At 55.3% G+C, this 13792-nt stretch carries 8 protein-coding genes; 4 read left to right on the top strand and 4 right to left on the bottom strand.

Going from position 1 to position 13792, the window contains the following annotated elements:
• The first annotated feature begins 160 nt into the window (after positions 1 to 160).
• A complete protein-coding gene (locus LF95_RS13220) occupies positions 161 to 2581 on the top strand; it encodes a putative bifunctional diguanylate cyclase/phosphodiesterase (RefSeq protein ID WP_252509759.1) in 2421 nt (806 codons plus the stop codon).
• A 130-nt stretch (positions 2582 to 2711) separates the two neighbouring features.
• On the opposite strand, the gene LF95_RS13215 is transcribed toward LF95_RS13220, so the two are convergent.
• Positions 2712 to 4784, bottom strand: coding sequence for a methylmalonyl-CoA mutase family protein (locus tag LF95_RS13215; protein WP_073956266.1), 2073 nt, complete (start codon positions 4782 to 4784; stop codon positions 2712 to 2714).
• Between the two features lie 252 nt (positions 4785 to 5036).
• Here LF95_RS13215 and ccrA point away from each other — a divergent pair, with 252 nt between their 5' ends.
• The 3 genes from ccrA to LF95_RS13200 all read left to right on the top strand — a co-directional run bounded on the left by ccrA (position 5037) and on the right by LF95_RS13200 (position 10500).
• Positions 5037 to 6317, top strand: coding sequence for a crotonyl-CoA carboxylase/reductase (ccrA, locus tag LF95_RS13210; RefSeq protein ID WP_073955528.1), 1281 nt, complete (start codon positions 5037 to 5039; stop codon positions 6315 to 6317).
• Between the two features lie 229 nt (positions 6318 to 6546).
• Complete coding sequence (locus LF95_RS13205; RefSeq protein WP_073956265.1) at positions 6547 to 8214, top strand: acyl-CoA dehydrogenase family protein; 1668 nt, start codon at positions 6547 to 6549, stop codon at positions 8212 to 8214.
• A gap of 177 nt (positions 8215 to 8391) precedes the next feature.
• Positions 8392 to 10500, top strand: a complete 2109-nt coding sequence (locus tag LF95_RS13200; RefSeq protein ID WP_073955527.1) for a methyl-accepting chemotaxis protein — start codon at positions 8392 to 8394, stop codon at positions 10498 to 10500.
• A gap of 89 nt (positions 10501 to 10589) precedes the next feature.
• On the opposite strand, the gene LF95_RS13195 is transcribed toward LF95_RS13200, so the two are convergent.
• The 3 genes from LF95_RS13195 to LF95_RS13185 all read right to left on the bottom strand — a co-directional run bounded on the left by LF95_RS13195 (position 10590) and on the right by LF95_RS13185 (position 13787).
• Entirely contained in the window at positions 10590 to 11930 is a 1341-nt protein-coding gene (locus LF95_RS13195; RefSeq protein WP_073955526.1) for a ferredoxin reductase family protein, read from the bottom strand.
• A gap of 194 nt (positions 11931 to 12124) precedes the next feature.
• Positions 12125 to 12577 (bottom strand): hypothetical protein, encoded by a 453-nt coding sequence (locus LF95_RS13190; RefSeq protein WP_073955525.1) that lies wholly within the window; start codon positions 12575 to 12577, stop codon positions 12125 to 12127.
• Positions 12578 to 12620: 43 nt separating this feature from the next.
• Positions 12621 to 13787 (bottom strand): adenosylhomocysteinase, encoded by a 1167-nt coding sequence (locus tag LF95_RS13185; protein WP_073955524.1) that lies wholly within the window; start codon positions 13785 to 13787, stop codon positions 12621 to 12623.
• Positions 13788 to 13792: the final 5 nt, after the last annotated feature.

Genomic DNA, 13792 nt, shown 5'->3' with positions numbered 1-13792 from the left:
TTGGGGAACTTTTTTTATTCGTAAGATTGAATTATATGTCTAAAATCAATCTTGTGTTTCACCAGCAAACAGGATTGAGATAGAACAATCTACGGATGTGTATGGTATATACGTCCAAATCGGGGGGACTACTGACCAAAAGGTCAGGCAGGAGGGATAATTGCCGTACGGGTCGCATGGCTTTTTGCAGCGTAAATCGCTTAGTAGCAGGCTGCTATTTATCGCCCTGCCGCTCGTGACCCTATGCTGTTTGATCCTGTTTATGATTTTCGGGTATGCCAGCTATATCGTGCTGCGCGACGACCTGAACGAAAAAATCGAACAGACCGCCGATATCAATGCCCGCGTGCTGGCAACACCGTTCTGGTATCTCGATGTTGATAACATCGAATCCGCCCTGAACGCCATGAGCCGCGACCGCGATATTGTTGCCGTGCGCGCGCTGGGGGCCGATGGCACCGAATTTGCCCGTACCGGGGCCTCCCAGGCCGAACTTGACGATACATTGCGCCTGTCGCGCCGGGTGTATTTTGAACGCAACAATGTGCGCCACGATGTGGGCGAACTGATCATTTATTTTACCGAAGCCCGCGTGCGCGAATTGCTGTGGCGGCGCATTGTCATCGACCTGATCCTGTTTGGTCTGCTGATCGCGGTTGTTACCGCCAGTCTGCTGATTGCCAATCAACGCTCGATCAAGGAACCGCTCTCAAGGCTTTTGCATTCCATCCGCATGACCAAACATGGCCGCCTCAGGCGCCCGGTGGAATGGAACAGTGACGATGAGCTGGGCCTGCTTATTCGCGAATATAACGAAATGGTCACGCTTCAGGGCCAGGCCCAGGAAGAAGCCCAGCGCAAACAGGCCCTTCTCGAAGCGACCCTTCATAATATCGGCCAGGGAATATGCCTGTTTGACCAGGATTTGAACCTGATGGTGTGGAACGAACGCTATATTGAGCTTTTGAACCTGCCGCGCGACCTGGTGAAAGAAGGAACGCCGCTTTCCGATATTTTGCGCTTTAATGGTGAACGGGGCGAATATGGCGAGGTGAGCATTCCCGCCCTGATTTCCGACCGGGTTGCCATTGCCAGACGGCGCGAACCCTATCGCATGGAACGCACCCGCCCCAATGGCCGGGTGGTGCAGGTGGACCATAACCCCATGCCGGGTGGCGGCTATGTTGCCACCTATACCGACATTACCGAACGCAAACAGACCGAAGCGCGCATGCGCCACCTTGCCGTGCATGACGTGCTGACCAGCCTGCCCAACCGCACCCTGTTTCTGGACCGTTTGCGACAGGCTCTTCTCTCCGCCCGGCGGTTTCAGCGGGGTGTTACGGTATTGTTTGTCGATCTGGACCGGTTCAAGGACATCAACGACCATTTCGGCCATGATGTGGGCGATTTGATGATCCAGGAAATGGGACAGCGCCTGTCACGGATCATTCGGGATTCCGACACGGCAGCCCGTTTGGGTGGCGACGAATTCGCCATTATCCAAACCGATGTACAAAATATCGAAGACACCATCGTTCTGGCCCAGCGCATCATTGACGAACTGGCCTATCCCTTTGACTGTCGCGGCATTCGCCTGCATTCGACCGCCAGTGTTGGCATTACCCTGTTCCCCGAAGATGGCGACAACCCGGAACAGTTGGTTAAAAACGCCGATATGGCGATGTATGCTGCCAAGGCCGAAGGGCGCAACAATTACCGTTTCTTCCTGCCTTCCATGCACGAGCGGGTCAAGGAACGCAAAACCATCGAAGAAGACCTGCGCAACGCGCTGGACCATAACCAGCTTGAACTGTTTTACCAGCCAAAGGTGGATTGCCTGACCGAACAGGTTGTTGGTGCGGAAGCCCTGGTTCGCTGGCGACATCCGGAACGCGGCCTGATCCTGCCTGGCGAGTTTATTTCGGTTGCCGAAGAATGCGGCCTGATCAACAAGCTGGGGGCCTGGGTGCTGCGCGAAGCCTGCCGGCAGACACAGATCTGGCGGGAAAACGGTATGCCCGATTTACGAATTGCGGTGAACCTTTCGCCCGCACAGTTTCAGGATGCCGAACTGGTTCAAACCGTAACCCAGACATTGAAAAGCACAAAACTGCCAGAAGGCACGCTGGAGCTTGAAATTACCGAATCGATCCTGATGAACAACCCGGAAAAAGCTGTTTCAACCCTGAAAGAGCTGAAAAGACTGGGTGTCAGCATTGCGATTGACGATTTTGGCACCGGTTATTCATCGCTGAATTACCTAAAAAGGTTCCCTGTCACATCGATCAAGATCGACCGTTCCTTTGTCAATGACATCAATGTGGACGAAGATGACAAAGCCATTGTCGATGCCGTAATCGGCCTGGGCCATAGCCTGCATCTCGATGTAGTGGCCGAAGGGGTGGAAGAGGTCGAACAGCTTCAGTATCTGCAAAACAAGGGCTGTGACTTCATTCAGGGCTTCCTGTTTTCACGCCCCCTTCCCGTTCCCGTCTTTGAAGACTGGTTCATGGAACGCGCAAAAACCCGGCCCCGCCTGGGCAACCCGATAAACGAACCTTCTTCGCCCCAGGAATAACCCAACGGCGCAAAACCCGCCGGGTTCATTACCACCCCTCAAATTTACCAGGGGCACGGCAGCTTAAAGCCATGTCACTCTGATCAGACCTATGTGCCTATGTGCCTATGTGCCTATGTGCCCACGCAATTCAGTAAATTGCGACTTCATCATTGGTGGAAGGCGCCTGGTCAGCCGATTGACCGGAGCGATATTGCCCTGCCCGGTCACCCACCATGCGCACCATATCGGCCATAATGCCAACCAGCTGGTAATCCTTGGGCGTATAAACCGCCGCAACGCCCATCTGGCGCAAGATCAGCATGTCTGCCTCGGGAATGATACCACCCACAACAACCGGGATATGCCCGGCCCCGGCATCGCGCAGGCCCCGCACCACATCGCGTACCAGTGCCACATGCGAACCTGACAAAATCGACAGGCCGACAATATGCGCCTTGCGCTTCAGGGCATTTTGCACCAGATCATCGGGCGTCCAGCGAATGCCGTCATATAAAACGTCAATGCCGGCCTCGGTGGCCTTCATGGCAATCTGTTCCGCCCCGTTTGAATGGCCATCCAGGCCCGGTTTGCCCACCAGCATTTTCATCCGCGTGCCCAGCTTTTGCGAAACGGCATCCACCTTGCCGCGCAGATCGGTCATTTTTTCATCCGCACCGTCATCTTCGCCCAATACCAGCGAGGTTACACCGGTTGGCGCGCGATATTCACCAAATACATCGCGCAACACCTGCGACCATTCCCCCGTTGTCACCCCGGCATGGGCACAGGCAATGGACGGTTCCATGATGTTGTCGCCCGTACGGGCAGCACTCGCCAGGTTTTCGAGGCTTTGCTTGACCGCATCATCATTACGTTCGGCACGCCATTGCACCAGCTTGGCAATCTGGTCCTGCTCTGCCATGTCATCGACCGTCATGATCGACTGAATGCCCTCTGCCGTTAACGGCGAGGGTTCGGTTTCGACATAGGCATTCACCCCCACAATGCGGGTGATGCCATTTTCAATATCAAACAGCCGTTTGGCATTGGCACGTACCAGTTCGCCCTTCATATAGCCGCTATCCACGGCGGCAATCGCTCCACCCATTGCATCAATTTTACTCAGTTCGGCCCGTGCGCCTTCCTTCAGGGTGGCAACCTTGCGTTCAATCGACGGGTTGCCATCAAACAGGTCTTCATATTCCAGAAGGTCGGTTTCATAGGCCATGATCTGTTGCAGGCGCAGGGACCATTGCTGGTCCCACGGGCGCGGCAGGCCCAATGCCTCGTTCCAGGCCGGAAGCTGCACGGCACGCGCCCGGGCATTTTTGGACAAAACCACCGCCAGCATTTCGATCAGGATGCGGTAAACATTGTTTTCAGGTTGCTGTTCGGTCAGGCCCAGCGAATTGACCTGCACGCCATAGCGAAAACGGCGGTATTTTTCATCGGCAATGCCATAACGGTCACGGGTGATTTCATCCCACAATTCGCAAAAGGCCCGCATTTTGCAAATTTCGGTGACAAAGCGAATACCGGCATTCACAAAAAACGAAATCCGCCCCACCACCTTGGCAAAGTCATCATCGGGTACCTGGCCCGAGCTGCGCACGGCATCCAGCACGGCAACCGCCGTTGCCAGGGCAAAGGCCAGTTCCTGTTCCGGCGTCGCGCCTGCTTCCTGCAAATGATAGGAACACACATTCATCGGGTTCCATTTGGGAATTTCGCGATAGGTAAAAGCGGCAACATCGGTAATCAGCTTCAGGCTGGGTGCTGGCGGAAAAATATATGTCCCGCGCGACAGATATTCCTTGATGATGTCGTTCTGGGTGGTGCCCTGCAAATCGGCACGCTTTACGCCCTGCTTTTCCGCCACCGCAATATATAACGCCAGCAACCAGGCCGCTGGGGCATTGATGGTCATGGAGGTGTTCATTTTATCAAGCGGGATGCCGTCAAACAGGGTTTCCATATCGCCCAGATGCGATACCGGCACGCCAACCTTGCCCACTTCACCGCGCGCCAGCACATGGTCCGAATCATAGCCTGTCTGTGTGGGCAGATCGAACGCCACCGAAAGCCCGGTTTGGCCCTTTGCCAGATTTTGCCGGTACAGCGCGTTGGACGCACTGGCCGAACTGTGCCCGGCATAGGTGCGAATCAGCCAGGGGCGGTCGCGTTCCGGCGATGTTGCAGTGCGTGTGCGTTCAGATGACATGGCGGCCTCGCGTACATTTGTTACCAGAACGCTTTCCAAATATTTCACAAAAACGTTCTTAAATTACCCACTGGACATTTACTGGGTAATTATATAACAATTTGTGCATCGCGATAAAAGAGAAATTACGCAAGACAGAAAAACCAACGCGTTAGACACCGCAGTTCTCGAAGACTCGCCCGCGTGTCAATGCGCCCAAACCGGCAAGCCGCCATCCCGTGCCCTACGCGGCCCGAAATAGGAGTGAAGGCCATGAATACAGCCGCTGAAGTCATTTCATACCCGGGGGGACCGGACGTCAAAGACCTTTATGAAATCGGCGAGATTCCGCCGCTGGGTCACGTTCCCAAACAGATGTATGCCTGGGCGATCCGCCGCGAACGCCACGGCGACCCCGATACCGCGATGCAGTGCGAAGTGGTGGATGTTCCCACCCTGGATTCGCACGAGGTTCTGGTGCTGGTGATGGCAGCAGGTGTGAATTACAACGGTGTTTGGGCGGCCCTTGGCAAACCGATTTCGGTTTTTGATGTGCACAACGAACCATTTCACATCGCAGGGTCGGATGCGTCGGGCATTGTCTGGGCGGTTGGGTCGAAGGTGACACGCTGGAAGGTCGGCGATGAAGTTGTCATTCACTGCAACCAGGATGACGGCGACGACGAGGAATGTAATGGCGGCGACCCGATGTTATCGCCCACCCAGCGCATTTGGGGCTATGAAACGCCCGATGGCTCCTTTGCCCAGTTTACCAATGTGCAGTCCCAGCAATTGATGCCGCGCCCCAAACATCTGACCTGGGAAGAAAGTGCGTGCTACACCCTGACTCTGGCAACGGCCTATCGCATGCTGTTTGGTCATCGCCCGCATATTTTGCGACCCGGCCACAATGTGCTGGTTTGGGGCGCCTCGGGCGGTTTGGGGTCAATGGCGATCCAGTTGATCACCACTGCCGGTGCCAACGCGATTGGCGTTATTTCCGATGAAAGCAAACGTGATTTCGTGCTGGGCCTGGGGGCCAAGGCCGTCATCAACCGCAAGGAATTTGACTGCTGGGGCCAGCTTCCCACCGTTAATGGCCCGGAATTTGGCGCCTATATGAAAGAAGTACGCAAATTCGGCAAGGCAATATGGGACATCACCGGCAAGGGGGTGGATGTGGATATTGTTTTTGAACATCCCGGGGAACAAACCTTCCCGGTATCGTGCAATGTCGTCAAACGCGGCGGCATGGTGGTGTTTTGCGCCGGCACCACCGGCTTTAACCTGACATTCGATGCGCGTTTTGTCTGGATGCGGCAAAAACGCATTCAGGGCAGCCACTTTGCCAACCTCAAGCAGGCTTCGCAGGCCAACAAGCTGGTGATCGAACGGCGTATTGACCCCAGCATGTCGGAAGTCTTTTCATGGGACGATATTCCGCGCGCTCATATGCAGATGATGCGCAACCAGCACAAACCGGGCAACATGGCCGTGCTGGTCCAGGCCAAACGGCCGGGCATGCGCACCCTTGAAGACGCGGTCGAAGGATAATCCCACAGGCGGGGATGTGGCTTTCCCTCTGGCTGCATCCTGATGCCCCTTCGATTGTGACAGGCGTGATCCTGCCTGACATTCGCCCAATTCAGGCAGGATCACCCGACCACTTTGACTGTGACCGTCTCTTAAACAAAGATACCATTCGATGCTGCTTGATGCCGCTCGAGGAAAGCCCCAACCCGCATCGTCCATGCGCGCCAGACAGGATAAAGCCATGAATGCCATGACCGACAATGCCCTGATCCCCGATTTGAAAACTCTTTGCGCCGGGGCGCTTGGCGCACTGGAGCCGCTTTATGAGGTCACGCGCGATGCGGTGAAAAATACCGTATGCGAAAACGGCAAAGTTGATGCCGGGCGCATGGAAGACCACCAGTTTGCCGCCCACGGCTTTGCCTGGTTAGCGACCTATACCAATGCACTTCGGCAAATGAATGCCTGGGCCATCCGCCTGGAGGAACAGAGACGATTGGGACGATTGGAACAATTGATCACCCAGGCGGCGTTTGGCGAATATCTGGCGCAAATTTGCGGTGGCATTTCCATGTCGCAAGGTGAAATTATCCGCCTTGGCGCACTGGGTACACCCGACGACGCAATTGAAAATTTTGCCAAAAATGCGGCTGTCAAAGCCCTGATTGCCCAGGGCAACAGCGATGCCACCCGCCGCGCCATTGCCGAGGAAATCAATGACAGCCTGTCCAGCGGCCGATTTGGCGATAGCGGCATGGAAGACGACACCCTGGATATGGTGCGCGACCAGTTCCGCCGTTTTGTCGATGAAAAAGTCACCCCCCACGCCCATGGCTGGCACGAACGCGACGAGCTGATCCCGATTGAAATTGTGAATGAAATGGCCGAACTGGGCGTATTTGGCCTGACCATCCCCGAAGAATTTGGCGGGCTTGGCATGGGAAAAACCGCCATGTGCGTTGTGACCGAGGAACTCTCGCGCGGATATATCGGTGTAGGGTCGCTTGGCACGCGGTCTGAAATTGCTGCGGAGCTTATTCGTCTGGGCGGTACGGATGCGCAAAAGGAACATTACCTGCCCAAGCTGGCATCGGGTGAGATATTGCCCACCGCCGTGTTTACCGAACCCAATAATGGCTCAGACCTTGCCAATTTGCGTACCCGTGCGATTCGGGATGGCGATACCTACAAGATAACAGGCAACAAAACCTGGATCACCCATGCGTCGCGGTCTGATTTGATGACGCTGCTGACCCGCACCAATCCCGACGAAGCCGGATATCGCGGCCTTTCGATGTTGCTGGCGGAAAAACCGCGCGGTACCGACGCAACCCCGTTCCCGGCGGAGGGCATGAGTGGCGGCGAGATTGAGGTTTTGGGCTATCGCGGCATGAAGGAATACGAGCTTAGCTTCGATGGTTTCACCGTTCCGGCAGAAAACCTGTTGGGTGGGGTGGAAGGCCAGGGCTTTAAACAATTGATGGCAACCTTTGAATCCGCCCGCATTCAAACCGCCGCCCGTGCCGTGGGTGTGGCGCAAAATGCGCTGGAAATTGGCATGCGCTATGCGCAGGAACGGGTGCAATTTGGCAAACCGCTTTATGCCTTTCCGCGGGTTTACGGCAAAATCGCCTGGATGGTGGTGGAAACCATGATCGCCCGCCAATTGACCTATTTTTCTGCGGTGGAAAAGGACCAGGATATCCGCTGTGATATCGAGGCCGGTATGGCAAAGCTGCTGGGCGCGCGCGTGGCGTGGTCCAATGCCGATAATGCCCTGCAAATTCATGGCGGCAACGGCTATGCCACCGAATACCAGATCAGCCGGATTCTGTGTGATGCCCGTATCCTGAATATTTTTGAAGGGGCTGCCGAAATTCAGGCGCAGGTCGTAACCCGCGGATTACTTGGCCGCTGACGCGCCAAAACCGAACCGGGGCCAACTGGCCCAGCCTTGCGGGTGCCAGGTATTGGCACCCGTTTTTTTACATGCCCCTAAAGTTCAATATGACTTTGGCCCCCATATGGGGCTAGGCTACATGACAAGAAAATGAATTACCGGGCCAAACCGGTAAATCAACAGGAGACGTTCCTCATGGATATTCGTCAGGCATCCCCCGGTGCTGCTTCCCAAGCCCATGCTCTTGTCGCTTTTGACATTGTTTCGCCCCACCTTGACCAAATCGCACAGGAATTTTGCGATACCCTGCGCGATTCCGGCAATTCTGCCTCGCCGGACCTTGGGGCTGAAATGGCGCAATACTGGCAAAACCTGCTCAGTGCCAGTGGCCCGGAAACCATTGCCCGCGACCTGGGTAAAAACCCGCTCGCAGGTCTGTCACATGCACCTTCTGCCACAAAAATTCTTGCCGCCTATGACGGGGTTATTGCCAATGCACTGCGCTTGGTGTCCACCCGCTTGCGCGCCAGCAAGGCACAGGCCTGCTGTGATGCGCTGCGCACCACTCTCTGTACCGATATGGGGGCGCTTTTGGGGCGCCTATTGGCGCAAAATGGGGGCGAAAACCGCGCACACAGCGAAATACAGGCGATTTCCGAAATCATTGAACGCGAAACCGACAATATCATTTCCGAGGTCGGTTTTCAGGCTGGCCGGATGAAAGACGTTTCCCTGACAATGGAAACCGACTCGCGCGAATTATCCCAGTTGGTGGAACGGATCACCGAAACCACCGGCATTGCCACCGGCAATATCGCCACGGTGGCCTCGGCGACCGACCAGTTGCAATCCTCCAGCCAGGAAATCGCCCAGCGCATCCATCGGACCAGCGATATTTCAAGCCAGGCCGTATCGCGCGTTGAAGAAACAACCAGCACAATGGCAAGCCTGTCAACCACCGCCGATGAAATTGGCAAGGTGGTTGATATCGTCAAACGCATATCCGACCAAACCAAAATGCTGGCCCTAAACGCCACCATCGAGGCCGCCCGTGCTGGCGAAGCCGGAAAAGGCTTTGCCGTGGTCGCCAACGAGGTCAAAAACCTGGCGACACAAACGGAAAAGGCCATTTCCGACATCAATGACCAAATTCAGGCCATCCAGCGGGCAACATCCAGTGCCGTTGGCGCGATCGAGGGTATTGGCGGCTCCATTGACGAAGTCAATCGCCTGTCGATTGACATTTCCGACGCCATCCAACATCAAACCACCGCGATAGAGGACATTTCAGCCAGCGCCAAAGAAGTTTCCAGCCACATGCAGGGCATTACCGATGATATTGGCACAGCCCATATCAAGGCCCGCAATGCCCGTGACACATCGGAAAACCTCCGTGGCCTTGCCTCCACCATCCGCCAGGATGTAACCGAAATGGATGAACGTTTTCGTGCCGTTCTGCGCACAACCAACGCAACAGAACAATCGAAAAACACATCGGGAACCACAATGCACCAGCGTGTGCCAATTGCGGTTGATATTGAACTGGATTTTGGCAAAGGCGACCGCCGCACGGGGGTTACGGCCGATATGTCAACCGCAGGCCTTCTTGCCCGGATTGACGCCAACGAGAAAGATGCCGGAAAACCGGTTGCCATTACCCTGGAAAAGGACACTCACCTGCATGGCAGGATCAAGGCTGTTTCAAGCCTGGGCGCGCATATCCAGTTTGACCAGCTAACTCCAGAGGCCCACAGGGTGATTGACGGCATGCTGGTCAAAACCCGCGCCCATGACGAAAAAATAGCCGAACTGGGCAAACCGCTGGCGCAACAACTGGGCAAACTGTTTGACGAGGCCGTGCGCAAGGGCGATCTGAAACTTGAAGATTTGATGCGCCCGAAATACCAGCTGATTGACGGTACCGACCCCAAACAATTTACCACACCGTTCCTGGATTTTACCGATAGCCGTTTTGCCCCACTGCAAGAAGCCGCCCTGGGCAAGGACCCACATGTCGTATTTGTCGCCGCTGTAGACCAAAATGGCTATCTTCCCACCCACAACAAGGCCTTCAGCCAGCCACAGCGCCCCAATGACCCGATGTGGAACATGGGCAATGCCCGCAACCGCCGTATTTTTGATGATCGCGCCGGGCTGATGGCGGCGCGCAATACCAAGCCGGTTTTACTGCAAACCTATTTCCGCGATATGGGCGACCGGGTGGTTTTCATGAAGGAATGCGACGTGCCGATCATGGTTAATGGCAAACATTGGGGCAATCTGCGAATCGGTTACCGCGCCTGACACCAAGCCCCGTCTTGACTCCCTCCAAAAACCAAACAGGCAGCAAAGCCGGAATGCTTTGCTGCCTGTTTTTATGCACTCAGCCGGTTCTAGCGGAACTCGAACAGCTCCTGATGGAACCGCTTGGATGGCAGGCCATTGCCCGTCAAATCACGATAAAGGGCATTGCCAAACTGACGCGGCCCGCAAAACCAGAAACTGGCACTTTTCCAATCCGCAACATCACGACGCAATCTTGCGCCGGTCAATAAATCATCCCGTCCATCAATGATGACATGCAATGTCACTCCTGCTTGCCGGGCCAGCATTTTCAGGCGGGCCGACAGAGTTTCATCCTCCACCGGGATCGCATGATAAAGGTCGATATTCTGGCGTTGTTCGACTGGCAGTTCGGCCAGTTCCTTCAGGCGGGCCAGAAACGGGGTGATGCCGATGCCACCACCAATCCAAACCTGACGTTTTCCCGGTGCATCAAAGGTAAAGGCACCATAGGGGCCTTCGATCCGCGCACGGGTACCAACCTTTACATGGTCGGGCAAGGTGCTTGTGTAATCACCCAGGGCCTTGATCAATATGGTAAGACGACGGTCACCGGCATTCCAGGGTGTTGCGATGGTAAAGGGATGTGCGCCTTCCTGCCGATCAAAGGTAACAAAGGCAAACTGCCCGGCCCGATGCCCCTGCCATCCCTGATCCACCTTCAGGGTTACTTCCAGCGATTTGATGGCCGGGAAATAGTCGGTTTTCTCAAGTGTCGCAATCGCGGTGGATTTACGCCCGACACGGCCTGTCAGCACCAAAACGGCACTATAGGCCCCTGCTGCTAAAAACACGGACAGCAACACGCCACCTAGCCCGGCCCAATCGTCAAAGTTAAACAAAACCACCGCATGAAACACCAGGGCCAGATAGGCAAACGCAATGAATTTATGGGTTTTGGCGAACCAGCGATACGGTACCAGTTTGACCAGCGCGATCACCATCAATGCCACGGCAATATAAAAGCTCCATTCGCCAATCCCCTCGGCCAAATGACGCTGCGATGCCAGGAATTCCTGTAACGGGCTCCAGCCTTCCTGCGAGGGGCGCGGGGGACGCCTGAAATCCAACAGTCCGAGTCCCTTTAGCCATTTGGGCCCCTCTTTCCACAGCCAATGAATGACCGCCAAACTCAACGCGGCAATACCCAGCCATTTGTGCAAGCGATATGTTTTATCCAGCCCGCCTACATAGGGTTCAAGCCATTTGGGCCGGGTCGCGAGGATCATGATCAGGCTCATAACCGAAATTGCCATCACGCCGCTTAGCTGCAAAAACTGATTGCGCAGCAAAATGACATTGTCTTGCGCCCAAAATTCAGGGTGTTCCGCCACCCACAGACCGCCAATGCCGACCAGAAAAAACCAGAAAATCCATTTTATCGCACGCATGATGGTGTCCTTTGCCTCTAAACGGCCAACTCGGCGGGCCTTTGCCCATAGGCCGGTTAAACCACATCATGGTCGCAGAACTATGCCGGATTACGAAAAAATTGTAAGAAAATGTATCAACCAAGTATCTGATATTGCGACTGTTTTTAAGACACATTCCAGTCTTGGCGTGAAGCTGTATCACCGCATCACATTCAGGCGATTTCGCCAACATCAACCCGGTCAACATCGCGTTGCAGAACCCGTTTATAAGCAATCAATTGTGACCGGGCCATAACCGGAAGGGTGCAATTGGCAACACGCCGCCATTCTGCCGCGGCATAGTCAATGGTCAGCGCACACCATTCGCCCGTCGCGCCATTTTGAATAAGCGGACGGTCATCGCTGCCAATTTCGATTTTAATGCCGTCATAAACTAGCTGCACATAGGTCAAATCCCAGCCTGCTTCGCGCTGGCGAATGGCGGGTTTACGAATGTAACGGTGCAAATTATCGACCAGCGGGACGAAATCGGCCGCCGGGATAAACAGGTCGATATCATTTAGCGGACGCGTCCCGCCATAGGCCTGCACGGCCAACCCACCACAATAAAGCCGCAGGCACCCGGCATGGCGGAGTCTTTCTTCGATCCATTCCAGTGCTTTCATCGGAAACCTGCGGCCTTTTACGTATGTTTTGCGGTGATCTGGCCTAACTGTGCGATGCCAAAATTCGCTGGGCGATTTCAACTTCCAAATCGGCAGGGTAATCCCAGAAACCAGGCTTGAACGATGCCGCCCCACCAGATGCCAGCCAGTCAATGCCGCGCAGCAAAATGGCCGAGAACGGATCAAACAAATCCTTGCCCGAGCCGCCCATGCCCGGTGCAAGGTTAAGCAGGCTGCCGCGATTTAACAGGTAAACCTGTTTGTTTTCATCAAGATCAAACCGTTCAATATGGCGGCGCATACGGGTGCGCGGCAGGGTATCAAGCCAGGCCACATCAATTTCGGTGTTGGAATGGCCGACATTGACCAAAACCGCCCCGCGCCGCACCTGTGAAAGCTGCGCCTTGCCCAAAATGCCCGAAAGACCGGTCGCCGTTACAATGATGGCATTGTTTTTAAGGCCGGTTTCCAGGTCCACCACCGCACAACCATGATGCTGGGCTTCAAGCGCACGGACCGGGTCGCGTTCGGCAACCGAAACAACCGCACCCAAATTGCGTGCCCGTTCGGCCACCCCGCGCCCGACCGGGCCAAAACCAATGACCAGCACCGTACGGCCATACAGGGCCAGACCGGTTACATTGGAAAAGACCGGCCACATTTCCTGGGCGACATGGTGGCGGTTATGCAGGCGGTCCTTGATCGCAATATCGTTCCAGTTAAACACCGGAAAATTCAAATCCAGCTTTTCCACCCGGTGCACACCGGTTGTGGTGGCTTCCAGCGCACCTTCCACCTTGTGGCCCTTTTTCACAAAGGCCTCGATCAGCTCGCCGCCCATATCGGCAATGATGTCAGCGGGCTCATCGCTTAAAATATCAATGCTTTTGGCATATTCGTCGGGGGTCATGCCGGAAAAGGCATGAACCTCCACCCCGTTTGCCGCCAGATAGGCCGCTGCCGCATCATCCGTGCTATCGGGGTTACAGGCTCCAAGCTTTACCTGCGCCCCGGCCTGCACAAAAGGCAACAGGGTGGGAATGGTATCTTCCAGCACATGCTGGAAACTGACGATGGTTTTGCCCCGCAGGTCACGCTTGGCAACATAACGACCATAGGCCGCCGTGACCGGGCAAATCACCTCGCGCCAGGCAAGGGTTTCGGGGGTGATATTGGCTGCCAGGGCAGCATCCTTAATGCGGCTGGTCATGGTGT

Source organism: Thalassospira sp. TSL5-1, from assembly GCF_001907695.1.
GTDB lineage: Bacteria > Pseudomonadota > Alphaproteobacteria > Rhodospirillales > Thalassospiraceae > Thalassospira.
This window is presented reverse-complemented; position numbering and strand designations above follow the sequence as displayed.